The following is a 23,344-nucleotide window of genomic DNA, read 5'->3' as shown; positions in this document are numbered from 1 at the left end:
CCCTTACCCCCTGACTTTATCCAGTCCGAGCACCTTGCGCCCAAGCACACGGTAATAAATATCCTCATATTGATTCGTAATCATGTCCCTGCTGAAATCGTTGCAGGACCGCTCCAGACAAGCTCTTCTGAATTGCTCTATCATGTCCTCATTCGAGAGTAGCTGAACGGCATATTTAGCCATGGCGGCCGTATCGCCAATCGGAGCCAGGAACCCGGTTTTGCCATGCTGAATCAATTCGGGAATGCCGCCAGCCTGCGAGCCGATTGTCGGCACACCGCATGCCATCGCTTCCAGGGCTACAAGACCAAAGCTTTCCTTCTCGGAAGGCAGCAGCAGGAGGTCGGCCAATGAAATGACCTGGGCAATATCATCCTGCTTACCGAGAAAGCGAACCTTGTCTTCCAGACCCATCTCATTGATCTTTGCCTGAATCTTCGGCAGATCGGGCCCTTCACCCACCAGCAGCAGCTTGGCGGGCAATTCACGGCTCACCTTGGCAAAGATATCAACAACATCACCGACACGTTTGACTGGACGGAAATTGCTGATATGCATCAGGATTTTCTCATTCGGTGAAGCAAAATCCCCCCGCAGATCGGACACGTCACGCGGATAATACACGCGTTTATCGACAAAGTTATAAGTCAGGTCAATATCGCGGGTAATATCCAGCACACGCCGTGTCTCGTTGATCAGATCCAGAGACACCGCCGTCACAGCATCACTCTCATTGATGGCGAGACGGATCAAATCCTTAAGCGATTCATCCTGGCCAAGTACAGTAATATCGGTACCATGCAGTGTCGTTACCACTTTGATGTCATTGCCTAACATCTGCTTGGCAAGGAACGCGCAGACCGCATGCGGCACCGCATAATGGACATGTAATAAATCCAGCCCCTGCATCTTGGCGACCTGAGCCATCTTAGTAGCCAGCGCCAGATCGTAGGGGGGATAACGGAAGACATAATAATCGTTAACCTCTACCTCGTGGTAAAATATATTTTTCTGAAACGTACCAAGCCGGAACGGGATACTGTGTGTAATAAAATGGACTTCATGGCCTTTCTCGGCCAACAGCTTGCCCAGTTCAGTCGCCACTACACCCGAGCCGCCAAGAGACGGATAACAAGTGATGCCTATTTTTAGCCGGTCCATAGCTCCGCCCCTTCGATAAACTTATGTTATGTTAGTACTTTTAGTAATGACATGAGTTAATTATAGTTGTTCATCGGGCTGAAATAAAGCTTTGTGTTTAACGGCCTCCGGTGGTGAACATTTCAACGGCATGCGGCACTTTACTGGCGAAGCCCTCCGCATAAGGAATAAACCTGCGCTGTCCGAGCAGCATATCCCGCGAACGAACACGTTCGATATAGCCTTCATTAAGCGGGGTCGAAACTACATCCTCACCCGGTGCTTTCTCGAATTGCGAACGGTAGCTGGATAGCGCCTGCTCTTTAATGCTGTATTGTGCAGTTACATCTACGATAAGATCACACCGTCCGAGATCGTTAATGAAGTAAAAATAAAGCAGCGGTGCCGCTACCGCAGGCTTGTCCGGCATATATTTGCGCAGCTTGGCATTAAACACAGCCTCTTCCACCAGCTTGCTGCAAGCAATATGGTCAGGATGGCGGTCTTCCCAATAAGGTGCAAATACGATGTCCGGTGCGAATTTGCGAATTTCCGAGGTCACCGCTGAGAGATGCTCCTCTGTCAAATAGAGTCCCCGGTCAGGGAGCCCCAGATTCGTGCGGAGTGAGGCACCGAGCAGATCAGCGGCCTGCTGAGCTTCCAGCTTGCGCCGTTCCACGGTTCCGTTCGAGGACATTTCCGCTGCGGTCAAATCGCATAGGCCCACTTTCAGGCCGGCAGCAGTATGTTTGGCGATGGTTCCAGCCATGCCGATCTCGGCATCATCGGCATGAGCGCCGAATACTAGGATATCCAGCTTCATTATTCGTCCACACCCGGCTTGTACTTATGTACCAGCTCCCGCCAGCCGAAATCGCCCCGGTCAATCGCCTTGACCAGAATTTCCGCAGTAGCAATATTTGTTGCTACCGGAATGCCATACACGTCACATAAACGCAGAAGGGCAGTAATGTCAGGCTCATGAGGTTGTGCCATCAAAGGATCACGCAGGAAAATAATCAGATCCAGCTCATCCTGCGCCACCAGCGAACCGATCTGCTGGTCTCCGCCCAGCGGACCGGACATGTAGCGGTGGATCTGAAGGTTGGTTGCGTCCATAATCCGCTGGCCGGTCGTCCCTGTAGAGTACATCTCAAGTCCAGTAAATACATGCTCATAAGCGGTTACAAAATTCACCATCTCATCTTTTTTCCGGTCATGTGCGATAAATGCAATCTTCAACATGTGTTCTTCTCTCCTGTCTATTCTATAAAGTGCTCAAAACCATAGATCATTCCTGTGTACTCCATCACTTTCTGGATACCCAGCTTGACTCCAGGCATGTATCCAGCCCGTTCGTAGGAATCATGACGTATTTTAAGCGATTGCCCAAAACCGCCGAAGACTACTTCCTCCTGGGCAAACACACCGGGGAGGCGAACGCTATGAATGCGGAAGCCGTTGTAGTAGCCGCCGCGCGAGCCCTCAATAATTTCTTCTTCTTGAGGATTGCCTTGACGCAGCTCCTCACGCGCTTCAGAAATCATTTCTGCTGTCTTGATTGCCGTGCCCGATGGAGCATCCAGCTTCTGATCTCCATGATACTCGATAATTTCGAGATGTGGAAAATACTTGGCAGCTTGGGCGGCAAACTTCATAAGCAGGATGGCCCCGATGGAGAAGTTAGGTGCGATCAGCCCGCCGATTCCCTGATCCTGGCATTGCTTGTCCAGTTCCTTAATTTGTTCGGGAGTAAATCCGGTAGTACCAATCACCGGACGTACCCCATATTTGATTGCGAGTGTCGTATTAGCAAAGGCTGATTGAGGAGTCGTAAAATCAACTAACACATCCCCGTTGCTATGTGCAAGGGCGGCCTCAAAGTCCGATGTAACATTAACTCCGCATTCTTCCAGTCCCGCGAGACGACCGGCATCGATACTGCCTGCCGATCGATCTACAGCCGCAGCCAATTCCAGTTCATCATCCTGCAGCACCAGCTTTATTACCTCTTTGCCCATTCTGCCTCCTGCTCCGGAGACAATTACTCTGATCTTGTCGCTCACCCTTATTTCCTCCTCGCTTTCACTGGTTCCATGTTTATTGGATATATTTTTGCAATGATTTCTGAAGGTCCTTCATGAGCTGCCGCAGACCGGAATCATCCGGATGCAGGGAAATGACCTCTTTCATCGCGGCGATGGCCTGCAAGTGCTCGTTCATCCGGCTGTGCGCAATGGCGAGCCATACATATGCATCCCCGTATAGTGGATCCAGCGTAATCGCTTCTTTCAGCAGCGTGATCGGATGATACGGATTATTCGTCCCTGCTGTTTCATCTTCAAGCAGCCTTTTGGCTTCCTGGACAAGCTGTAGCGCCTGCAGATGCTGAAGATGCAGCCGGTATTCAGGCTTGCCGTTATCAAGCTTGAGCGCTGCCAGGGCATGCTCCAGCGCCTTCTCCAGCATCCCGCTGCGGGCATAGGTAATGGAACAGCGGTATCTCACCTCGGCATCATCCGGACTGGCCGCTATAGCTGCCTCAAAGAAGTGTATCGCTTCGGCGAAATCGCTGCGCAGAATAGAGCGGTAGGCCGCTTTTACAAAATCATTATGATTCATATCCTCACCATCCTAACGGCTAAATCCCGTTCGTTTGGTACAGCATATGTTATAGAAGCCTAATCGGTGTTTTTCAGTGTCCATCGCCCGGCATCGCGGGTATTGAACTTATGCATGACTTTATTGTGGGCTTCGGTCAGATCGATGCCCAGAGAATTGGCGAAGCAGATCGTAATGAACAGAATATCTCCCAGCTCCAATTCAATGGAATTTTCCGCTTCGTCGGATTTTTTCGGCTTCTCACCGAACTGATGGTTTACTTCACGGGCCAATTCACCCACTTCCTCGGACATTCGGGCCAGCATAGACAGCGGGCTGAAGTAACCTTCTTTAAATTGTGAGATGTACGCGTCGACTTCACGCTGCAAATCACCAAGACTTTTATCCATAATTTGTTTCTTCGCCCCCCTGAGAGTTCTTGCCTTCTGTTTGCCCCTATGTTATCGTAAAGACGTTTTGAAGACAAATCTTTTTTAAATTTACAGCTTCACCCCATGAAAGCAATGTTAGTACAAACTGCCCATTAAGAGGCTTAGGCGAGGGATTATATGAAATCATCCAAATTGTTCGCGATCGGGAAAACAGTAGCTCCCATTATGCTCGGTGCCGCAATCTATGCATTTGGGCTCCTCTATTTTATAGTGCCCAACCAGCTGATGGAAGGCGGGGTAACCGGGATTACCATCCTGCTGAATTACGCCTTTGACCTTCCCATATTCCTGACTACATTACTGCTTAACCTTCCGCTGTTCCTGCTCGGCTGGAAAGTGCTCGGCTCAAACCAGATTTTTTATACAGGTATAGGAATCGGTTTGTTGACCTTTTTCCTCTGGGTATTTGAACGGCTGATTGCTGGCGGCTGGCTTATCCCGTTCAGCACCGAGCATGATTTCATTCTTGCTTCATTATATGCAGGGGTGACGCTTGGCGCGGGACTTGGGATCGTCTTCCGTTACGGCGGGACCACCGGCGGTGTCGATATCGTAGCCAGAATTCTTGCCCGCAAGTTCGGCTGGAGCATGGGACAGATTATTCTGGCTGTCGACATTATCATCATTGGCGCCTCCCTGCTCTACATACCCCGGGAAAAAATATTGTATACCCTGGTCGCCGTCTTTATTTCTTCGCGGGTCATTGATTTTATACAGGAAGGTGCGTATGCCGCCAAAGCCTTCACCATTATCAGCGATGACGCCCCGCAAATTGCCGATCTTATCACAGCAGAGATGGACAGGGGCGTAACGCTTATCCCTGCTATCGGCGCTTACTCCAAGCAGGCGAAGCACATGGTGTACTGTGTCGTCTCCCGCCAGGAGATCCGCCGCCTCAGCCAGCTGGTGAAATCCATCGACCCCACGGCGTTTGTGATCATCAGCGATGTGCATGATGTGCAGGGGGAAGGCTTCCGGCAAACCTAAATCCATGAATCAGCGTGATTCATCATTAATAGGGTGGACAAAAAAAGGCTTTCCCTGCCATCATCACACGATGGATGGGGGAGCCTTTTTTTTTAGCTACATCTTCTAATCAGCAGAAAATGTATCGTGGCAGAACTATTAACCATACAGGGTCTGCCGCCTGCCTCATGGCCGGATCTATACCGGCTTCCACTCCTCATTCTCGCCGCGATACTTGCGGTATCCGGTATAGGCCAGCGCTGCCAGAATGAATGCCCCGGCAAGCAGCCCCCACCCTCCGTACTCCGGCGGAGACAGCGGCAGAGATAAAGCCGGCTCATCCCTCTCTTTGCCAAACATCACCCGCACTGCGTCCTGTCCGTAAGAAACGATCTCCAGCAGCCGTGTGCGTTCGATCGGCTGAGAGGAGGATGGAATACCCGCCGCGTAAGATAACCAGGAATCAAAGGCATTCACCACCTCCGGCTGGCGGGAGATGACCACTGCAGGACGGATATTGTCATATCTGCTTTGCAGTCTTGTTACTGCCGTTTTCCAATCCTTAAGATTATTGGCAACAGCACTTTGCTCCATATCGTTCAGATCCTCGCGGATCAGCTTGTAGTACTGCAGCCACATCGGTTGCTTTGGATGATTCAGGCTGTTGGCAGCGAGCCTGAGCTTGGCAGCGGCAGCTTCCCACTTCTGGGGATTGATTTGCGCAGCCGCCATTGTAGTCTTAAGATCCATAACCACTGTCGACAGTGCATTTATTCCCTCCACTGAGGTCAGGCCTTCAAAGGATGAGGATACAACAATCTGTGAAATCTCCTCGCTCTCCTGCCTTGCCTTGGCGACATCCCCTTCCAGAACATAGCTGTACAAAGCCTCTGCCGCCTGCTCCAGCCGCTGTGCTCCAGTCCTGCCGGTAAGCGCCGGAGATTCTCCGCTTACTGAACTCCCGGTACTAAGCGAATTTCCAAGGCCGGAACCTGCAGCGGCAGCACTAGAATCTGCCATAACCTTTCCACTATTCCCTCCGGCAAGCAGCCAGCACAACATTAACCCTGTCAGCACATAATATCTCCTGCGCGGCATGAGACATCCCTCCTACCCTAAATGTATGGCAGGAGGACAAGAGATAGAACAGCCTGTCAGCGCCTGTTGCTGAAGCTCTCCAGCGGCCTGGTTCTTCTGCTGAAAATCCAGGCCGCGGCGGCGCTGAGCAAGGTTAATCCAATAGTGAAGTACTGCACCCCTATTACATCATCCTCCAGCACAGAAGGCAGCCACGGATAAATCCCAATCGAATAATCCACCATGTCGTTGGCAAGGGTCCAGAGCAGCGCCAATGGCAGCATTCTGCGGAAAGCGAAGAACCGGGCATAGATCAGCGCTTCAACCGCCATCCCGGTATGCGATGCGACCAGCATCCAGTCCTTCCAGCCCACAGCGTCCCCCTGATATCCCCCGGCAAAAATAATGCTTACCGCCCAGATACCGTACTTCACGGAGGTGAGAACCGCCAGTGCTTCGATCAGTTCACGCAGCAGAGTCCCTTTCAGACTCTTTGGCGGATACAGCAGGAGCAATAAAGCGGCCGTAAAGAACAGGCTCGCAGTCGGACTATCCGGAACAAACGGAAGCAGCCAGGCAGGATAATTGGCTGCTGTATATTCCAGTTGATTGCCGTACCACATGTAACCGTAAATCGTACCGAAGAAATTCACAATAAAGAGCAGCCATATGACTCCCCGGTGTTTAAACAACTTCTCGAACCAATGAACCGGCATATCGACACATTACCTCCTAGATCATGGCAGCCTCTGCATTTACACAACCAAAAACCTGACCGCATGCACGATCAGGTTTGCGCTTATCATTATTTTACTGTTCGCTTTTTTGTTTGGCAAGCCAGCCGGCAAGAGTGTCAATATCCTGCTCTGTCAGACCTGCCGCCACCGCCGTTTCATACATCGGAGGCATTTGCCCCTGTCCCTCTTTAATGATCGCGAGAATCGCATCTTTGTCATGGGTATCGCCGACACCACGAAGCGCAGGTACACTACCTCCGCCTTTCATATCGACAGCATGACAAGAAACACAGGTAGCCTGCTTATAAAGCGCCATCGCCGGATCACTCTTGTCCACGATGGCTACTTCCTCCGTTTCAACAACACTTGTGGTCGGCAAACCTTTGGCTCTATTCTCTGCCGCCTTTTCCTCGCGCTGCACATCCTCAGGAATTTGATTCGTTAACGCCATTTCATGCTTATATTCCGTCCAGGCTGTATTCGTCAAATAAATGATCGCTGCGAGGGAGAGGAACATTAAAGAGGAAGCGATCGGCCGGCGGTAGAACCGCCGTTCCCGGCCCGTATCCAGAAAGGGGGCCAGCAGGAGCGCTCCAAAGGCTACGCCTGTAACGCCGAGTGTGCCAAGCACAATATAGTCGCCGGAGGCATAAGGCAGCTTCAAATATTGATACAGGAACAGGAAATACCAGTCTGGTATCGGAATTACGGTTGCACTGGCATTCGCAGGGAAGCCTAGCGGCGCCGGCTCTGAAATGGTCAGCACCAGGATGCCCACCAGCACGACAACACCGACCATCCATTCTTTCAAGAGAAAGTTGGGAATAAACGCTTCCGATTTGCCCGGGTATGCCGTATAGTCCGGCGGTGTAATGAAACCGTTACCCTTGCGGACACGGGAATCACCGACAAATACGACCTTTTCTTTGGTGTTGTCCTTGTCTTTGTGTGCCATCTGCAGTTCCCCCTTTCTGTCAATTGACTTACAGCGGACCGGAGATACCCTGTCTGCGGATCATAATAAAGTGTCCGACGAGCAGAATAAGCAGGACCGCCGGGAGGAAAAATACATGCAGTGCAAAAAAGCGGGTTAAAGTTTCTGCGCCGACAATAGTGCCGCCCTGCATCAGTTCCTTCAGCACAGGCCCCATAACCGGTACAGAATTAGCAATTTCCAGCGTAACCTTGGTTGCAAAATAAGCTTTGTTGTCCCAAGGCAGCAAATATCCGGTCAGTCCAAGCCCCAGCATCACGAAAAAGATAAGCATACCGACGATCCAGTTCATTTCGCGCGGTGCCTTGTAGGAACCGGTGAAAAATACGCGCATTGTATGAAGGAACATCATCACGATGACGAGACTTGCGCCCCAGTGATGCATACCGCGGACGATCTGCCCGAAGGCCACCTTAGTCTGCAAATATTCCACACTGGCATAGGCATTTATAATATCTGGAACATAATACATTGTCAGAAACATGCCCGATAAGATCTGAATGACTGTTATAAAGAAAGTAAGTCCGCCAAAGCAATAGACAAATGCCGAAAAGTGATGTGCCGGATTGACATGCTCAGGTACCTCATGATCGGCGACATCTCTCCAAATCGGCGTAATATCCAGACGTTCATCAATCCAGTTGTAGACATTTTTAAACATCAGATTTACGCCTCCTTCTTAGCTTCGGTGTTGGGGACGATATCGCCAAGATAGACCCAGCCTCCATCAATCTTGGTCTTGTACTGGTCAAGCGGCTTCGGGGCGACCTCTAGATTCTTGCCTACTTTGGTATACCTCGCTCCATGACATGGGCAATGGTATTCATCCGGATAGGACTTGTTATTGTTCCATCTGACCGTACATCCCAGATGCTTGCAGATCGGTGAAAGCGCATAAATTTCTCCGCTCTCATTTTTACGGATCCAGGCCGTCAGCGTAGCTGTACTGGCATACCATCCGTCCTGCTGTTTCAGCTCAAACGTAAACTCCTGCGGTTCATCGGTAATTTTAGAGGTTTCCGTAATTTTGATGAATTCACCCTCGCCTTTTTTATGTAATATCGGGTCTACGGCAAAACGGATCATCGGCAGGACTGCCCCGGCCCCCATAAAAGCGGTAGCTCCGCCAAGGGTATAGGTTAGAAACTGTCTGCGTGACATCTCTTTTTGGCTGGGCGGTCCTTGCGGATGCGGCTCCTGCTCTTCTTCATGGCTGCTCATACTGTGTGTAACCCCCTATTCAGAAATTGGAGAAGGCACCTGCAGTGTTATCCAGAGGTTTTTCCTGTAAATAATCCGTTTACAATGATATAAGTCACACGACATATAAGTTCAACCTAATCATAGCGTAGGGTCCAAAACCCGTCAAGAATATTGTCTAAATTGTGACAGGCATTTTGGGGTGCTTTTCTATAAATTGTTGATTTTCTGTCACATTTAACTCATTTCTCACCTTGCCACATCTGCTCAATTTCTCTCCCTATCTGACTCTTAAAGGCCATTATCCGGGACGCGTCAAATCCAGTCAGGGAAAGGACTAAATCGCTTTCAACAGTTTCGTTGAACAATACCTCCAAATCGGATGAAGCCACAATGACATATTGGAAGTGACTGGATTTGACTTTTCGGCAAATCTCATTTACGTATTGAAGACTGTCACCTGAGCTGTACTGAATTGCCGGGTAGGTTACAATGCGTCCTTGAAAGGGTTGTTCAATACAGTCCAGCAAATCACGCAGCCGTTCAAGTGCCTCTGCCGCCTCCGGCGGACTCTCCGTACCCGTCAGGCCGGTAAACGGAATCAGGCAGGTATCGAAGTATTTGCAGTTTGCTTCCCAGCTGCTTTTGTCAAAATCACTAAATTTCATTACTGTTCATTCCCCTCACCTGAATTGTTCAAACATTTTTGACAACCATTTCTCCTTGCTTTCTCGAAGATACCGTTGAATCCCTCTTTTACAGGACAACAAAAAAAGAAATGCGCCAAGCGCATCTCTTATGCCAAACTTTTCAGTTCTTCAGTCAGATACCGGAAAGCCGCTTTATCTCCGGCCGCCAGCGCTGTGTCAATCTCCCGGTACAAGATGTCGGTACGACGCTTTCGCAGCGCTTCATCCCACACCATTTCTGCCGCAAGCCCTAGCATCACTTCATAGGTAGCCTTCATTTTGTCCATTCGATACACCTCCGCTGTTTAGAAGTTTCCATATTCCTTCGCCTTGTTCACATAACTCTCGCTGGTGCGTGACATTCTCAGTAAGTCCTGCTCAGTCAATTCACGGACCACTTTGGCGGGGGTACCCAAGGAAAGGGTGTACGGCGGGATCACTTTGTTTTCGGTTACAAGAGATCCGGCTCCTATTAAAGCATATTCACCAATCTCTGCTCCGTTCAATACAATCGCACCCATTCCGATTAATGTGCCTCTGCCTATCCTGCAACCATGTATGATTGCGGAGTGCCCAACCGATATGTCATCCCCCAATATCAGCGGCAGATTCTCCGCCACATGGCCTACAACCCCATCCTGAATGTTGCAGCTTTTCCCAATAATGACTGGAGCAAGATCGCCCCGAAGCACCGCATTGAACCAAATACTTGAATGCTGTCCTACACTCACATTCCCTACCAGCTTAGCCCCTTCTGCCACGTAAACAGATTCATCGAGCTGCGGTATGTAATTCCCATAAGCAATCCGCATTTTCCTCCCCCTTACTTCGGCAGTCGCTTCGGAGTGGCAGCTTCCGTCCCCCATGGCGTCATTTGGACTACCGGGCCTTCAGGTGTCTCCCCAAGCCTGATCATTCCAAGATGCAGCATCATCCGTAAAATACGCTGTTCCAGGATCGATGCGGCATCATCATAGTAAAACGGTTTGATCAGCCAGCCCAATCCCTCCACCAAGGAAGAAACGCTCACCCACTCTTCCGCACTTACGCTAATCCAGTATACGAGCGATGGAAGATTAGGAACAGCACCTTTATAGAGTTTTAACCAAAAGGTGAATAACTGCATCAGTCTTTCCGATTTTCCTTCCGCAAGCAGCGTCTCACCTGCCGAGGTCAGCTTCAAACGGTAACCTTCTTCCGAAATATAGCGGCGGTGCCTCGCATAATCATACAGAAGCGCCATTCTTGGCGGATAATGCTCGCATGCTCTGCCGTAACCGAATCTCCAGCCCCCCTTGCCCAGCAGCGGCTCAGGAACTTGGATTGCGTTCATTACGCCCTGCTGATATCGTTTATAGAGGGCACCCTCCTGGTTCAGCTCCAGCTCATTGTCCATCACATAACGCAGGAACAGCAGCAGATCGCCCGCCAGCAGGTCACCTTCCCCGCGGTATACCGCTGGTTCACTGCTCCGGACCACATGTTCCTTGATATGCTGTCCCATCCTCTCGCGGAAACGGTTCTTCAGATCCTCCGGCACCTGAAAGAGGTATCTGCTCTGCTGTGAGGCGCCGCTGAAGAGCCATCCGCCGCTTTTGAACCGGCTGACCATCTCACGGTAACCGCCGGTTTTGCCGGCAGGTGCATCAAAGCAGGCCTGCCTCGCGGCAGCCAGCAAATCTTCAAGACTGAATTTGCTGCGTTCGTCGAACAACAGCGTGTTGAGAAACCGCAGTTCCTCCGGGGTGCAATCCCGGATATGAGTCTCCATGAAATCGCGGCTTCCCAGCGTGATCAGTATACTCTGAATCAAATCATGTTTAGAATTTCGTTTGCAATCGCACTGATAGCGCCCCGCAATGGCGGTAAGCTGACCAATGTCTGCGTAAGTGAGCATATCCGCCAGATTCATCTTTTATCGCCTCACCGTTTTACTACCATTATGGGAAATACAGCCCTTTTTATTCCTTATTACGCAAAAAAAATAACCCGAGGCTTCGGGTTAACGCTGATTTTGCAAGATATGACGTGTACAATTGTATAACAGCGGACTCCATTCCAGTTCCTTCTTCTCCAGGATGGTCAGCGACAGATTGCCAAGACGTTCTGTGTACTTGTCCTTATAAAGCGCGGTGTACAGCTGAGCCAGAAAGCCGCCGTGGGAAATAACCAGCACATTGCTCTGCGGATAACGGGCCGATAGATCCTCCAGGAAAGCCAGACCGCGTACCTGCAGCTGTTCATCCGTTTCTTGACCCAGCGACAGCAGGTTCCACTCTTTGCCCCACTTCTCCTCCCGCTGCATGGCAGTCATGCCTTCCACCTGCCCATAGGCACGCTCACGGATCCGGTGATCAGGTTCAAGCAGTGGAATGTCCAGCTTGGCAGCTACGATCTTCCCTGTCTCCGCTGCGCGGGAAAGACTGCTGGTAATGCAGTAGTCCCAGCGGTAAGGTTCCTGCAGAAGCCTGTCTCCCAGCATCTCAGCCTGCCTCCGGCCCTCATCGTTAAGCGGAATGTCACTTTGCCCCTGTATCTTTCCTTCCGCATTCCAATCGGTCAGCCCATGGCGTACTAAGCCGATAAGCATTGCCATCACCCTTCCCTTCCTTTATGTTTGCTTAATAATGTATCATGAATGAAAACAAATGTCTTCTTTTTGAAAGACTATTATGCCTTTTCGCTTTTCCTGCACGGAAACAACACAACAAAAAAAGCCCGCTTTACTTGGTAGTAAAGGGAGCTCCTCATTGTCTGCGGTAACGGTTCAACCGGATGAGCAAAAATATCGATAAGCCTACCCCCAGCATGGACAGCATCATCCAATATTGTGGATGGGTTGGCCCCATGCTCACTACAAGCGGCTCGATAATGCCGCCTTCTGATTCCAGAACAGGATAAGCCGGCGACCATCCTAGTGAAAGGCCGGCCACACCCGTATCCACAATCCCGCTTTGCGCTGTGGTTGTGTTATGGGGTGTTTTAAACATAGTGAAATATAGGAAGCTCGATAGAAATACTGCCAGAAAGCAGGCAATCCAAAGGCTTATCCGGCGGCGGAAAACTGTAGAATTACCGGCAGATTTCCCGTCCCCGGGCATCAGCCAGGGACTCTCGAGATAAATCCGCTCCATAACCCTGAGGTTTATAGCTTCCGCACGTTCTTCGCTGACTTCTACCTTCGTCTCAAGCATAAGCTCGCTGCTCTCCTGCCACAATGCCCACTCGGAGGCGCAGTACGGGCAACTTGCAATATGCCTCTCAAGTTCAATCCGCTTGGGGTCGGTGGGGGGAGCGTCCCACAATAGCGGAATGAAATCTTGCGCTTCCCTGCAGTTCATTGGCCTTACACCCTCTCAGCCTGCTCTTCAAGTTCAGGCTCATAGAAATAGGACTCGAGCTGGAGCTTCACACTGCTCCTGGCACGGAACAATAATGATTTCACGGAGCTGACACTCTGATCCAAAATAATGGCGATTTCCTGATAATCCATTTGATCATATTCACGCAGAATGAGTGCAGAACGCTGCTTCTCCGGTAGATTATTGATCGCTTCACGTACCAGCATCATCCGTTCTTTACGAAGTGCCGCTTGCTCCGGCGCTACCTCTGGCGGAGCTACAGGAGTATAGCCGCTTTCTTCAAGAGATACATTGCCTGCACGATTCTTGCGAAGCTCACTCAGCACCGTATTACGGGCGATTGTATACAGCCATGTCGAGAATGAAGCATCCACTTCACGGAAGGAATGCAAGCTGCGGAACGCCTTATAAAAGGTCTCCGAGCAGAGATCTTCGGCAATCAGCTCCATATGGGAATTCTTAAGCATATGATAGACAAAAGCCAATATTTTACGTTGGTATCTTCGCATCAGTTCCGAGTATAATTCTGTGTTTCCTTGCTTAATAAGCTGGATCAACTGGGAATCCGTCATGGTGAGTTCGGCCCTCCTCGCCCTTGCACGTTTAATCCCGGCCGGTCTGTAACTACTTATACCGGTCGGGGCTTAAAAAGTTGCGCTTTTACACTAAATTTGTACCGTTTTATGAAATACTTCCTATGTATATTCAAATACCCGGTAAATAAGGCATGCCACATGTAAATACAGAAATAAATACGCATCTTTACAGGTTTCCTTACATCCCGCACGGCTCTTTTTTGATGATTACGGAAAGGAATCTATAAACATACTTAACCCAGTATAGCATAGATTCTAACAGGATGACATTAATAGACTCGAGGCAACAATACACTATTTTACATTTCGGATATTAAGTCGAATCCTGCTTCATTCCTAAACCTGCCATCTGTGCACCCAAAAAGTCAGTCGAAACGCTCTTTCTTATCTGTTCCGGATGGCCGGATCTGCGATTTGGAAAATAAAGTTTAAAGAAAGTGTTGACAAAATGTAAACGGATACATATAATAAAAGTACAGTATGGTTTCTCTCCACTCCTATCCAAACACTGCACAATTCCAATTCATTGTGAATTGTAGCCGCTTACTTTGTAAGCGGTCTTTTTTTGTCCATTTTCAGGCTGAGGTGCGCCGTAACCCAAACCAAAAAGGGTTTTGACGTCGAAGTTTACTCAGGTTATTTTCGTGGAGTCCGATATCTTATTACTTACAACCAAGTGGAAACGGCTTCGCTGTCCTTAAAAGGACGATATCCGTTTCAGCAAGAAATAGAAGGATAATTTATAGCGTGAAGCATATAAATTCCATATTTTTAAAAAAGCCGGGGCATTCGCCCCGGCTTCTACACATATACCGTATAATCATTGTGCTGCAGCAGAATCTTAGCCCGCTCCATGTCATTCTCCTGACGGAAAGACAGCCGCATAATGCCGGGAACGTCTTCACGGCTCTCAATAATCTGCACATTGCTAAGGTTGATACCCTGATCCCCCAGCTCCGTAGCGATTCGCCCGATAATACCCGGATGATCGGGAACATCGATATGGAGATCGAACAATGGCGTAATCATTCCTTTACGGCGCTCCGGCAGCTGGCTGCGGAAGCCGTTAGCTTCGCTGAAAGCCTCCTCAATGCCTTCTCCGTCCGCCGTCTCCAGCAATTCGATAAATGAAGATACCTCCTGATTCCAATCCTTCAGCAAGCGCAGCATCACCGTACGGTTGTTAAGCAGAATATCGCGCCAGATGATCGGATCACTGGAAGCAATCCGTGTGATGTCGCGGAAGCCGCCTGCAGCCAAAGTGCTGTACAGGGAATCCGTATTATCATAGGCATGAATCTGATTCACAAGCGCGACGGCAATAATATGCGGCAGATGGCTGATCGCACCGACGATTTCATCGTGGCGTTCCGGATCGAGCCGGACGATCTGCGCTTTGGTATGTAATAGCAAGGCTTCAAGTGCATGATACGCATCATCCGGCACTCCCGGCGGAGGTGTCAGCACATAATAAGCATTCTCAAACAGCAGTGAGGAGGCTGCTTCCACACCGGAGCGCTCGGAACCGGCCATGGGATGCCCGCCTATGAAATGCACATCGGGAAAGTCGAGTGAAACCGCGCAGGCGGCAATGCTGGCCTTAGTGCTGCCGACATCCGTAATGATGCAGCCGGGTTTCAGCGGAAGCTTGCTTAACTGCTGCAAATAATCCTCCAGCATGCCTACAGGTACGCATAGAAAAATAAAATCGGCGTCCAGCGCCGCTTCTTCAACAGAAAGTGTCGCCTGATCGACAACACCTCTGCTGACATATTTAATTGCGGATTCAGGACGGTGGGCATGGCCTACGACGGTCAGGCCCTCCTTGCCTTTGAAGCAAAGGGCCAGTGAGCCTCCGATCAGACCGACACCGAAAATGGCTATTTTTGTCGTCATGTTCTTTGTACTACCTGCCTTCTATAGGTATCGTCTTGTCTGTTACAGGCTACACCTGTACCTTCTGATCTTTAAGCACCCGCTCCAAAGCGGCGATAAAAGCCTTGTTCTGCTCTGTGGACCCGACAGTAACACGGATATAAGTCGGGTAAAGCCTGTGACCAGCTCTTACAATGATGCCTTGGCGCAGCAAGGCGTCGAATACTTCGGTTGCAGGCTTGCGTACATCTACCATAATGAAGTTACCGTGTGCCGGGAAAAAGTCCAGGCTCAGGCGTTTGAATTCTCCCTGAAGCTGAATGATGCCCGCGCTGTTGAGACGGCGGCATTCCTGCACATAATCCTGGTCAACCAGTGCAGCCAAGGCGCCAGCCTGGGCTAGACGGGAAGTGTTGAAAGGTTCCCGAACCTGATTAATCAGCTTGATAATCTGCGGACTTGCAACACCATAGCCGATGCGGAGCGCAGCCAACCCATAAATCTTGGAGAAGGTGCGCAACACCACCAGATTCGGATACTTAGCGAGCAGCTCAATTCCGTCCGAATAGGAAAGGTCTGTTACGTATTCGGAGTATGCTTCATCGAGCACCACCATTACATTCGCAGGAACCGCGTTCAGGAAAGTGACCAGCGCCTCTTCAGGCACAATCGTACCGGTTGGATTATTGGGATTGCAGATCCAGATCACCTTTGTCCGTTCCGTCACTGCAGCCAGCATCGCGTCAAGATCATGTGTACCATTTGCCAAAGGCACTTCTATCGAAACAGCACCTTCTATATCGGCATTGCTCTTGTATACGGAGAAGGTCTGATCCGCCATAATTGTCTCGTCACCCGGCAGGAAAAAGGCACGTGTAATCAAGGCGATGATTTCATCGGAGCCGCAGCCGAATATGATATTGTCGTTCTCCACGCCAAGGTGGCTTGCCAGTGCGCTTGTCAAATCAGCGGCCGCGCCATCAGGATACAGAAAAAGATTGTCCAGATCGGCAATAATAGCAGCTTTTGCGCTCGGCGAAGGACCATAGGGGTTCTCATTGGACGCCAGTTTAATGACCTCGCTTAAGCCCAGTTCTTTCTTAACCTCATCAATAGGTTTGCCTGGCTTGTAGACAGGGAGGTTGATAATATTTGGTTTCGGATTCATTTATGTTCCTCGCTCTCCATGGGTAAGATAGCTGCTTTCAGGTCTATCAGCAGACCGTTATGGTCTTAATTGTGCCACAAATTCACGAATTTGCAACAGTCCTTGGCTGCGGGTATCCGGATTGTCCAGCAGCGGAATCACATCCTCCACCTTGCGGACAATGGCACTGCCTACAACCACACCGTCGCAAATGCGGGCAAACCGTGCCACCTGCTCGCCCGTCGAGATGCCAAATCCAACAGCTACCGGCAAGTCTGTTGCCCGGCGTACGGATTCAATAAAGTCATCCACTCCGGTATGAAACGACGATCTTTCGCCCGTCACACCAAGGGAGGAGACACAATAGACAAAACCGCTGGCACCGGAGACAATTTTGGCAATCCGCTCACTGGAGGTCGGTGCGACAAGCGGTATCAGATTCACACCGGCCTCACGGCTGCGCAGGCGCATTTCCCCGGACTCCTCCACAGGCAGATCGGGAATGATCAGGCCGCTGATTTCGTGGGTCTCAAGCTCTGCAAAAAAGGTGTCCAGGCCCATCTGCATAACCGGATTATAATAGGTGAATAAAATGAACGGAAGCTCGCTTCCCGCGTGTCGGGCCTTCAGTGCCGTTTCCATACAGGTTCGAAGGTTAATGCTGCCTCGCAGCGCTCTAGCAGATGCCCGCTGGATCACCGGACCATCTGCGAGCGGGTCGGAGTAAGGAACACCCAGCTCCAGAATATCTGCACCCGCCGCCTCCAGTTCGGCAATGATATCAAGCGTGGTCTCCAGATCGGGATCGCCAACCGTTAGAAAAGGAATCAAGGCCGTCCGTCCGGCCTCTTTAAGCTGCCGGAAGGTCAAATCCATCCGGTTTGTCGTGTCCGTTGTCATTGCTTACCCGCTCCTTCCGTATAGGCCATTATAGATTCCACGTCTTTGTCGCCGCGCCCGGACAAACAGATGACTACAATATCATCCTTGGTGAGCGTGGGTCCGATCTTAGCGACATGCGCCAAGGCGTGGGCCGACTCCAGAGCTGGAATAATGCCTTCAGTCATACACAGCAGCTTCAAAGCCTCAAGCGCTTCCTCATCCGTAATCGGCACGTATCGGGCACGCTCTATATCTTTGAGGTAGGAATGCTCAGGGCCAACTCCCGGATAATCCAATCCGGCAGAGATGGAATGCGCCTCTGTAACCTGTCCATGTTCATCCTGCAGAAGATAGCTCAGGGAGCCTTGAAATACTCCATGGGTTCCCTTGCTCATTGTCGCAGCATGAAAAGGGGTATCGATCCCCTTGCCTGCAGCCTCTACTCCGATCATGCCGACATTCTCATCCTCCATGAACGGATAGAACATGCCGATCGCATTGCTTCCTCCGCCTACGGCAGCAACCAGCAGATCCGGCAGCCTGCCTTCGGCCTCCAGAATCTGGCGGCGGGTCTCATCGCCGATAATCCGCTGGAAGTTGCGGACCATCATCGGATAAGGATGCGGCCCAACCGCAGAGCCTAAGATATAAAAGGTATCTTCAACATTGCTGACCCAGTAGCGCAGCGCTTCATTCCCTGCATCCTTGAGCGTCCGTGATCCGGAAGTCACCGGTATAACCTCTGCCCCCAGCAGCTTCATACGGAAAACGTTAAGCGCTTGGCGGCGTGTATCCTCCTCCCCCATAAACACCTTGCATTCCATCCCAAGGAGCGCTGCCACCGTAGCCGTAGCTACGCCATGCTGGCCTGCACCTGTCTCGGCAATAACCTTCGTTTTGCCCATCATCTTGGCCAATATTCCCTGACCGATCGCATTGTTGATCTTATGTGCTCCGGTGTGATTCAGGTCTTCACGCTTTAGATAGATCTTTGCCTCACCGATATGCTTGCTGAAACGTTCCGCATAATACAGCGGAGTCTCCCGTCCGGAATACTGCTTCAGCAAATAATCTATTTCTTCCTGAAAGGCCGGTTCCCCCGAATACTTACGGTAGGCTTCCTCCAGCTCAATCAGTGCATTCATTAAAGTTTCAGGAACGAAGCGGCCTCCAAAAGAACCAAAACGCCCATTGATGTCCGGTACTTGTATCATGATTGCTTCACCCTTTCCACAAAAGCTGTCATTTTAACGATATCCTTAATTCCGCCGCTCTCCACTCCACTGGAAACATCCACGCCATCCGGGGCGTAGCCCGCCAGCAATTCACTGACATTGCCCGGCTCCAGACCCCCGGCGATAAATAAAGGCAGCCCATACGCCGCTGCCGCCTGCTGGAAGTGAGGAATACGTTCCCAATCAAATGTCCGGCCCGAACCGCCGCCCTGCGGATCATAAGTATCCAGCAGCAACGCATCCACCACACCTGCATAGCTTTCCAGGCTACTATGGCTATCCGAAGCATGTTCCGTGTCACGGCTGACGACAGAAAGAGCCTTCCAGACCTGTACCTGCGGAAACGCCAGCTTAACCTCACGGCAGAATTCCGCACTTTCCTGCCCATGCAGCTGTATCACACCCAGTGGAACTGCCGTCATGATTTCCCGAAGCTCTGCCAGTTCCGGATTGACAAACACACCTGCGGCTTCCGGAGCCTTGTCTGCCTGCCAGTCCGCAAGCTGTGCGGTAAGCACCGCTGCCTGCTCCGGGGTTATTCTGCGGCGGCTGGGAGCAAAGACAAAACCGATATAATCCAGTGGTAATCGCTTCATAGATTTTAGCACTTCAACGTCCTGAAGTCCACAGATTTTTACCATTGTCTCACTCATGCACGGCACGGCCTTTCCCTGCCTGCACCGGACCCAGCAGCTCATTCACCGCCTGCTCCACGTTCTGCTGACGCATTAAATATTCTCCAACCAACACGCCAAGGGCGCCGGTTGTGCTGAGATAGTCTATATCACGGGGCCCTGCAATCCCACTCTCGCTGATTACCGGTACTCCCTTAGGTGCAAGCGTGGCCAGCTCTGCCGTAGTCGCAAGCGAGGTGTCAAAGGTATGCAGGTTGCGGTTGTTGATTCCCAGCAGCACATTCGGATGTGCCGCTTTGCCGGTCTCCAGTAGCATTTCCAGTTCATTGCGGTCATGAATCTCAATGAGTACATCCATTCCCAGTGAGGAAGCCAACTCTGTGAAGTTAGCAAGCCGGTTCGGGTCCAGAATAGCCGCGATCAGCAGGATGGCATCCGCTCCCAGCAGACGCGCCTCATAAATCTGTTTCTCGTCGATAATAAAATCCTTGCGCAGCAGTGGAAGACTTACCGCCTTTCTAACCTGCTGCAGGTATAAACCGCTGCCCTGAAAATACTCGCTGTCCGTAAGAACGGACAAGCAGTCGGCACCTCCCACCTCATAGCCTTGTGCTATGGAAACCGGATCAAAATCCGCCCGGATCAGACCTTTGGACGGGGAAGCCTTCTTCACTTCCGCAATCAGCCCCATCTCTCTGTTCCGCCGCTTCGTGAGCGCATCACGGAATCCTTTTGTGGACGGGAGCCCGGAAATTTCAAGCTCAGCCTGAGCCAGCGAAAAAGTCGCGGCCAGCGCCTCTACCTCTTTGATTTTGGTGGCAACAATCCGTTCAAGATACATAATCAAGCTCCTTCGTCATGACTTTCAGCTGCTCCAGCTTGAGCAGTGCCGCGCCTGAATCTACTACTTCTCTTGCTTTCTCTACGCCATCTCTCAATGTATCCGCCAATCCGGCGACATAGATACAGGCACCTGCATTGGCCAATACAATATCGCGGTAAGGATTAATTTCTCCGGCCAACACGGCGGTGATAATCGCTGCATTTTCAGCTGCATCTCCGCCAAGCACATCTTCCAGCGGATGTCTGCTGAGGCCCAGTTCCTCTGGAGTCACTTCATAGGTAAACACAGCCCCGTCTTTCAGCTCGGATACCTGTGTAGGTGCGGAAATGCTGATTTCATCGAGACCATCCAGACTGCTTACAATCATCGCGCGCTTGGAGCCGAGCTCCTTCAGTACATTCGCGACTGTTTCCGTCTTGCTGCGGTCATAAATGCCCATCAGCTGCCGGTCAGCTCCCGCTGGATTGGTCAGCGGTCCAAGCATGTTAAATACGGTCCGGACGCCTAGCTCACGCCGGGGTGCGGCGGCATGCTTCATGGATGGATGATAGATTTGTGCGAACAGGAAGCAGATGCCGATACTGTCCAGACACTGGCGGGCCTGCTCCGCATTCAGATGAATGTTGACGCCCAGCGCTTCCAGCACATCGGCGCTGCCCGCTCTGCCGGAAGCAGAACGGTTGCCGTGCTTGGCGACCCGGACCGAAGCGGCTGCGGATATGATCGCCGAGGCCGTAGAAATGTTGAATTTATGGATTCCGGAACCGCCGGTTCCGCAGGTATCCAGCAGCCGGGTGCGCTCCGTAAGCACAGGAGTGCCGAAACCGCGCATGGCTTCGGCGAAACCGGTAATTTCCTCCACCGTTTCCCCTTTGATCCGTAATGCGGTCAGCAAAGCGCCAATTTGTGCCGGTGATGCCGATCCCTCCATTATTGTTCCCATAAGCTCACGCGCCTGTGTGCGGGTTAGATCCCTTCCCTCGATCAGTCCGGCAATTCCTGATTGCATCAATTGACTTGCTTCCATAGTTCTTTTCCTCCTAAAAGTTTTGTGAGCATATGCAACCTGAACCCGCATCGAACAAAACTGACACCGGAAGCATACGCTAAAAGTTTTATGGAGCATTCTCTGCTCTGCTCATCTTCGTAATAAAACTCGCTTCGTAAGCATTCGCTAAGTTTTATGGAGCATTCTCTGCTCTGCTCATCTCTGCTATTCCCTGGTTAAGGGGTATATTCGTACATGTAATCCTGGTTGGTTACCTGTTTTTCTTTCACTTCAGCCGGGAACATCGCTTCCGCCATGCGGATCGCCTTCAGCATCCCTTTTGCCTTGTTGAGGGTCTCCTCGTATTCCTTCTCCGGAACAGAATCCCAGACAATGCCCGCCCCGGCCTGCACATAAGCCCGGCCCTTGCGGAAGATAATGGTGCGGATCGTAATGCAGGAATCCATATTTCCGGAAAACCCGAGATAACCGATGGCTCCGGCATACGCTCCTCTTGCTTCGCGTTCCAGCTCCGAGATAATTTCCATAGCCCGCAGCTTCGGTGCTCCGGAAACGGTGCCGGCAGGAAGGCAGGACAGGAAGGCGTCGAAGAAATCCTTGTTCTCGTCAAGTGTTCCAGATACGTTCGAAACCATGTGCATCACATGGGAGTATTTTTCAATTTCCATGAAGGAATCGCATTTGACGGTGCCGAACTTTGAGACCCGGCCCAAATCATTGCGCCCCAGATCGACCAGCATCAGATGTTCTGCCCGTTCCTTCTCATCATGCAGCAGTTCCTCAGCCAGCTCCCGGTCCTGTACTTCATTCTCGCCCCTAGGACGGGTTCCGGCAATCGGGCGGGTCTTGACCCGGTCACCGTCCACCTTCACCAGCGCTTCGGGAGAAGTGCCGACAATGATCTCTTCATCCATCTTCAGATAATACATGTACGGCGAAGGGTTCAATGTGCGCAGCATCCGGTACACATGGAGTGGCGATACTTCCGTTTCTATGTGCAGCCGCTGTGACAGCACCACCTGAAAAATATCCCCGGCCCGGATGTACTCCTTGGCCTGCTCCACATTGCCGATATATTGCTCCTTCGTCAGGTTGGAGTGGATCTGGCCCAGCTCGATATCCTGCGGTATGCTGCGCCGGTTGACGTTTTCCTTCGGTCCTTCCTTCTGCAGCTCTTCCGCCATAACCTCCAGCTTGCGGCTAAGCGCTTCATAGCCTGCGCGGATGTCCGAGTCCGTATCTCCGTCCTTAATGTGCAGATTGCCGACAAGCAGGATTTGCTGCTTCACATGATCAAAGACAATGATCCGGTCGCAGAACATAAAGCGGATGTCGTCCATATTCAGATCATCTACGGCATGTGCCGACAGCTTCTCGTAATACTGCAGCAGATCATAACCGAAGAATCCGATGGCTCCGCCTGTAAAGGGAGGCATTTCTTCCAGCTTCGGGCTGCGGTAAGAGCGGAGCAGCGCTTTAAGCTCCTCGACCGGCTTGCCCAAGAGCCGTTTTTTCTCTCCGCCGACTTCGACGTGAATGACGCCTTTTTTGCCGGAGATCATGAGGAACGGATCACTGCCGATAAAGGAATAACGGGCCCATTGAATACCGCCCTCTACACTTTCCAGCAAAAAAGCACGATCCTGTTCGGCAAAACGCTGGAACAGCCGGATCGGCGTTTCCATGTCGGCAAGCAGGCGCTTTACGACCGGAATTAAGTTATACTCCCGGGACAACGCCACTACTTCTTCGACTCTTGGGTTCGTCATATGAAATACCTCCTTGGGATCTGATATTATGTCCGAAATACAGAAAAACCTCTACCGAAGTAGAGGTTTGTATAAGTGTAAGTATGTGAAAAAGCGCTCAGGACCGGCATTATGATCCATATATGCGGATATCT

Annotated in this window: 27 protein-coding genes; 1 reads left to right on the top strand and 26 read right to left on the bottom strand. The window is 51.0% G+C overall.

Going from position 1 to position 23,344, the window contains the following annotated elements:
- Window positions 1–3 precede the first annotated feature (3 nt).
- The 6 genes from bshA to NYE29_RS21825 form a co-directional block, all read right to left on the bottom strand.
- Window positions 4–1,161 (bottom strand): N-acetyl-alpha-D-glucosaminyl L-malate synthase BshA, encoded by a 1,158-nt coding sequence (bshA, locus tag NYE29_RS21850; RefSeq protein WP_076109834.1) that lies wholly within the window; start codon window positions 1,159–1,161, stop codon window positions 4–6.
- A 97-nt stretch (window positions 1,162–1,258) separates the two neighbouring features.
- Window positions 1,259–1,963: a bacillithiol biosynthesis deacetylase BshB1 gene (bshB1, locus tag NYE29_RS21845; RefSeq protein ID WP_340897448.1), complete on the bottom strand. Its 705-nt coding sequence runs from the start codon at window positions 1,961–1,963 to the stop codon at window positions 1,259–1,261.
- The gene (gene mgsA / locus NYE29_RS21840; protein WP_076109836.1) at window positions 1,963–2,385 is read right to left on the bottom strand and encodes a methylglyoxal synthase; all 423 of its coding nucleotides are present in this window, start codon (window positions 2,383–2,385) and stop codon (window positions 1,963–1,965) included. The genes bshB1 and mgsA overlap by 1 nt, the downstream gene beginning before the upstream one ends.
- A 17-nt stretch (window positions 2,386–2,402) precedes the next feature.
- Entirely contained in the window at window positions 2,403–3,206 is an 804-nt protein-coding gene (gene dapB / locus NYE29_RS21835) for a 4-hydroxy-tetrahydrodipicolinate reductase (RefSeq protein WP_076109837.1), read from the bottom strand.
- 34 nt (window positions 3,207–3,240) lie between these two features.
- A complete protein-coding gene (locus NYE29_RS21830; protein ID WP_340897447.1) occupies window positions 3,241–3,762 on the bottom strand; it encodes a tetratricopeptide repeat protein in 522 nt (173 codons plus the stop codon).
- Between the two features lie 59 nt (window positions 3,763–3,821).
- Complete coding sequence (locus NYE29_RS21825) at window positions 3,822–4,151, bottom strand: nucleotide pyrophosphohydrolase (RefSeq protein WP_038594447.1); 330 nt, start codon at window positions 4,149–4,151, stop codon at window positions 3,822–3,824.
- A gap of 159 nt (window positions 4,152–4,310) precedes the next feature.
- Here NYE29_RS21825 and NYE29_RS21820 point away from each other — a divergent pair, with 159 nt between their 5' ends.
- Window positions 4,311–5,180: a YitT family protein gene (locus NYE29_RS21820; protein WP_340897446.1), complete on the top strand. Its 870-nt coding sequence runs from the start codon at window positions 4,311–4,313 to the stop codon at window positions 5,178–5,180.
- 177 nt (window positions 5,181–5,357) lie between these two features.
- On the opposite strand, the gene NYE29_RS21815 is transcribed toward NYE29_RS21820, so the two are convergent.
- The 20 genes from NYE29_RS21815 to trpE form a co-directional block, all read right to left on the bottom strand.
- Entirely contained in the window at window positions 5,358–6,257 is a 900-nt protein-coding gene (locus NYE29_RS21815) for a sporulation protein YpjB (protein ID WP_340897445.1), read from the bottom strand.
- A gap of 56 nt (window positions 6,258–6,313) precedes the next feature.
- Window positions 6,314–6,952, bottom strand: a complete 639-nt coding sequence (locus NYE29_RS21810; protein ID WP_340897444.1) for a DUF1405 domain-containing protein — start codon at window positions 6,950–6,952, stop codon at window positions 6,314–6,316.
- 94 nt (window positions 6,953–7,046) lie between these two features.
- The gene (locus NYE29_RS21805; protein ID WP_340897443.1) at window positions 7,047–7,928 is read right to left on the bottom strand and encodes a c-type cytochrome; all 882 of its coding nucleotides are present in this window, start codon (window positions 7,926–7,928) and stop codon (window positions 7,047–7,049) included.
- A 28-nt stretch (window positions 7,929–7,956) separates the two neighbouring features.
- On the bottom strand, window positions 7,957–8,628 hold the full coding sequence (qcrB, locus tag NYE29_RS21800; protein WP_038594453.1) for a menaquinol-cytochrome c reductase cytochrome b subunit: 672 nt from the start codon (window positions 8,626–8,628) through the stop codon (window positions 7,957–7,959).
- Between the two features lie 5 nt (window positions 8,629–8,633).
- Window positions 8,634–9,188, bottom strand: a complete 555-nt coding sequence (locus NYE29_RS21795) for a ubiquinol-cytochrome c reductase iron-sulfur subunit (protein WP_340897442.1) — start codon at window positions 9,186–9,188, stop codon at window positions 8,634–8,636.
- Between the two features lie 221 nt (window positions 9,189–9,409).
- On the bottom strand, window positions 9,410–9,835 hold the full coding sequence (locus NYE29_RS21790; RefSeq protein ID WP_340897441.1) for a DUF2487 family protein: 426 nt from the start codon (window positions 9,833–9,835) through the stop codon (window positions 9,410–9,412).
- A gap of 128 nt (window positions 9,836–9,963) precedes the next feature.
- On the bottom strand, window positions 9,964–10,143 hold the full coding sequence (locus tag NYE29_RS21785) for an IDEAL domain-containing protein (protein WP_038594463.1): 180 nt from the start codon (window positions 10,141–10,143) through the stop codon (window positions 9,964–9,966).
- A gap of 18 nt (window positions 10,144–10,161) precedes the next feature.
- Window positions 10,162–10,668, bottom strand: coding sequence for a gamma carbonic anhydrase family protein (locus tag NYE29_RS21780; RefSeq protein WP_038594465.1), 507 nt, complete (start codon window positions 10,666–10,668; stop codon window positions 10,162–10,164).
- An 11-nt stretch (window positions 10,669–10,679) separates the two neighbouring features.
- Window positions 10,680–11,768: a hypothetical protein gene (locus tag NYE29_RS21775; protein ID WP_340897440.1), complete on the bottom strand. Its 1,089-nt coding sequence runs from the start codon at window positions 11,766–11,768 to the stop codon at window positions 10,680–10,682.
- 90 nt (window positions 11,769–11,858) lie between these two features.
- Window positions 11,859–12,446: a histidine phosphatase family protein gene (locus tag NYE29_RS21770; protein WP_076109888.1), complete on the bottom strand. Its 588-nt coding sequence runs from the start codon at window positions 12,444–12,446 to the stop codon at window positions 11,859–11,861.
- Window positions 12,447–12,603: 157 nt separating this feature from the next.
- Window positions 12,604–13,197: an anti-sigma factor family protein gene (locus NYE29_RS21765; protein WP_076109846.1), complete on the bottom strand. Its 594-nt coding sequence runs from the start codon at window positions 13,195–13,197 to the stop codon at window positions 12,604–12,606.
- A 5-nt stretch (window positions 13,198–13,202) separates the two neighbouring features.
- Window positions 13,203–13,790 (bottom strand): RNA polymerase sigma factor, encoded by a 588-nt coding sequence (locus tag NYE29_RS21760; protein WP_038594474.1) that lies wholly within the window; start codon window positions 13,788–13,790, stop codon window positions 13,203–13,205.
- An 825-nt stretch (window positions 13,791–14,615) separates the two neighbouring features.
- Window positions 14,616–15,710: a prephenate dehydrogenase gene (locus NYE29_RS21755; protein ID WP_076109847.1), complete on the bottom strand. Its 1,095-nt coding sequence runs from the start codon at window positions 15,708–15,710 to the stop codon at window positions 14,616–14,618.
- A 49-nt stretch (window positions 15,711–15,759) separates the two neighbouring features.
- Complete coding sequence (hisC, locus tag NYE29_RS21750; RefSeq protein ID WP_340897439.1) at window positions 15,760–16,857, bottom strand: histidinol-phosphate transaminase; 1,098 nt, start codon at window positions 16,855–16,857, stop codon at window positions 15,760–15,762.
- 57 nt (window positions 16,858–16,914) lie between these two features.
- Window positions 16,915–17,736 carry a tryptophan synthase subunit alpha gene (trpA, locus tag NYE29_RS21745; RefSeq protein ID WP_076109849.1) on the bottom strand — a complete coding sequence of 274 codons (822 nt, stop codon included), beginning with the start codon at window positions 17,734–17,736 and terminating at the stop codon, window positions 16,915–16,917.
- Window positions 17,733–18,932: a tryptophan synthase subunit beta gene (gene trpB, locus NYE29_RS21740; protein WP_076109850.1), complete on the bottom strand. Its 1,200-nt coding sequence runs from the start codon at window positions 18,930–18,932 to the stop codon at window positions 17,733–17,735. Before trpB ends, trpA begins: the two co-directional genes overlap by 4 nt.
- Window positions 18,929–19,606, bottom strand: a complete 678-nt coding sequence (locus tag NYE29_RS21735) for a phosphoribosylanthranilate isomerase (RefSeq protein ID WP_076109851.1) — start codon at window positions 19,604–19,606, stop codon at window positions 18,929–18,931. Before NYE29_RS21735 ends, trpB begins: the two co-directional genes overlap by 4 nt.
- The gene (trpC, locus tag NYE29_RS21730) at window positions 19,599–20,429 is read right to left on the bottom strand and encodes an indole-3-glycerol phosphate synthase TrpC (protein ID WP_340897437.1); all 831 of its coding nucleotides are present in this window, start codon (window positions 20,427–20,429) and stop codon (window positions 19,599–19,601) included. The genes NYE29_RS21735 and trpC overlap by 8 nt, the downstream gene beginning before the upstream one ends.
- A complete protein-coding gene (gene trpD, locus NYE29_RS21725) occupies window positions 20,419–21,459 on the bottom strand; it encodes an anthranilate phosphoribosyltransferase (protein ID WP_076109853.1) in 1,041 nt (346 codons plus the stop codon). Before trpD ends, trpC begins: the two co-directional genes overlap by 11 nt.
- A 197-nt stretch (window positions 21,460–21,656) precedes the next feature.
- Window positions 21,657–23,210, bottom strand: a complete 1,554-nt coding sequence (gene trpE / locus NYE29_RS21720; RefSeq protein WP_340897436.1) for an anthranilate synthase component I — start codon at window positions 23,208–23,210, stop codon at window positions 21,657–21,659.
- Window positions 23,211–23,344 lie beyond the last annotated feature (134 nt).

Source organism: Paenibacillus sp. FSL M7-1046, from assembly GCF_038007405.1.
GTDB lineage: Bacteria > Bacillota > Bacilli > Paenibacillales > Paenibacillaceae > Paenibacillus_AQ.
The sequence above is the reverse complement of the archived record's forward strand: the minus strand, read 5'-3'. Positions and strand labels throughout refer to the sequence as shown.

Coding starts and splice junctions, on each gene's coding strand:
- bshA (WP_076109834.1), bottom strand. CDS start 1,161: ATGGACCGGCTAAAAATAGGCATCACTTGTTATCCGTCTCTTGGCGGC.
- bshB1 (WP_340897448.1), bottom strand. CDS start 1,963: ATGAAGCTGGATATCCTAGTATTCGGCGCTCATGCCGATGATGCCGAG.
- mgsA (WP_076109836.1), bottom strand. CDS start 2,385: ATGTTGAAGATTGCATTTATCGCACATGACCGGAAAAAAGATGAGATG.
- NYE29_RS21830 (WP_340897447.1), bottom strand. CDS start 3,762: ATGAATCATAATGATTTTGTAAAAGCGGCCTACCGCTCTATTCTGCGC.
- NYE29_RS21825 (WP_038594447.1), bottom strand. CDS start 4,151: ATGGATAAAAGTCTTGGTGATTTGCAGCGTGAAGTCGACGCGTACATC.
- NYE29_RS21820 (WP_340897446.1), top strand. CDS start 4,311: ATGAAATCATCCAAATTGTTCGCGATCGGGAAAACAGTAGCTCCCATT.
- NYE29_RS21815 (WP_340897445.1), bottom strand. CDS start 6,257: ATGCCGCGCAGGAGATATTATGTGCTGACAGGGTTAATGTTGTGCTGG.
- NYE29_RS21810 (WP_340897444.1), bottom strand. CDS start 6,952: ATGCCGGTTCATTGGTTCGAGAAGTTGTTTAAACACCGGGGAGTCATA.
- NYE29_RS21805 (WP_340897443.1), bottom strand. CDS start 7,928: ATGGCACACAAAGACAAGGACAACACCAAAGAAAAGGTCGTATTTGTC.
- qcrB (WP_038594453.1), bottom strand. CDS start 8,628: ATGTTTAAAAATGTCTACAACTGGATTGATGAACGTCTGGATATTACG.
- NYE29_RS21795 (WP_340897442.1), bottom strand. CDS start 9,188: ATGAGCAGCCATGAAGAAGAGCAGGAGCCGCATCCGCAAGGACCGCCC.
- NYE29_RS21790 (WP_340897441.1), bottom strand. CDS start 9,835: ATGAAATTTAGTGATTTTGACAAAAGCAGCTGGGAAGCAAACTGCAAA.
- NYE29_RS21785 (WP_038594463.1), bottom strand. CDS start 10,143: ATGGACAAAATGAAGGCTACCTATGAAGTGATGCTAGGGCTTGCGGCA.
- NYE29_RS21780 (WP_038594465.1), bottom strand. CDS start 10,668: ATGCGGATTGCTTATGGGAATTACATACCGCAGCTCGATGAATCTGTT.
- NYE29_RS21775 (WP_340897440.1), bottom strand. CDS start 11,768: ATGAATCTGGCGGATATGCTCACTTACGCAGACATTGGTCAGCTTACC.
- NYE29_RS21770 (WP_076109888.1), bottom strand. CDS start 12,446: ATGCTTATCGGCTTAGTACGCCATGGGCTGACCGATTGGAATGCGGAA.
- NYE29_RS21765 (WP_076109846.1), bottom strand. CDS start 13,197: ATGAACTGCAGGGAAGCGCAAGATTTCATTCCGCTATTGTGGGACGCT.
- NYE29_RS21760 (WP_038594474.1), bottom strand. CDS start 13,790: ATGACGGATTCCCAGTTGATCCAGCTTATTAAGCAAGGAAACACAGAA.
- NYE29_RS21755 (WP_076109847.1), bottom strand. CDS start 15,710: ATGACGACAAAAATAGCCATTTTCGGTGTCGGTCTGATCGGAGGCTCA.
- hisC (WP_340897439.1), bottom strand. CDS start 16,857: ATGAATCCGAAACCAAATATTATCAACCTCCCTGTCTACAAGCCAGGC.
- trpA (WP_076109849.1), bottom strand. CDS start 17,736: ATGACAACGGACACGACAAACCGGATGGATTTGACCTTCCGGCAGCTT.
- trpB (WP_076109850.1), bottom strand. CDS start 18,932: ATGATACAAGTACCGGACATCAATGGGCGTTTTGGTTCTTTTGGAGGC.
- NYE29_RS21735 (WP_076109851.1), bottom strand. CDS start 19,606: ATGAGTGAGACAATGGTAAAAATCTGTGGACTTCAGGACGTTGAAGTG.
- trpC (WP_340897437.1), bottom strand. CDS start 20,429: ATGTATCTTGAACGGATTGTTGCCACCAAAATCAAAGAGGTAGAGGCG.
- trpD (WP_076109853.1), bottom strand. CDS start 21,459: ATGGAAGCAAGTCAATTGATGCAATCAGGAATTGCCGGACTGATCGAG.
- trpE (WP_340897436.1), bottom strand. CDS start 23,210: ATGACGAACCCAAGAGTCGAAGAAGTAGTGGCGTTGTCCCGGGAGTAT.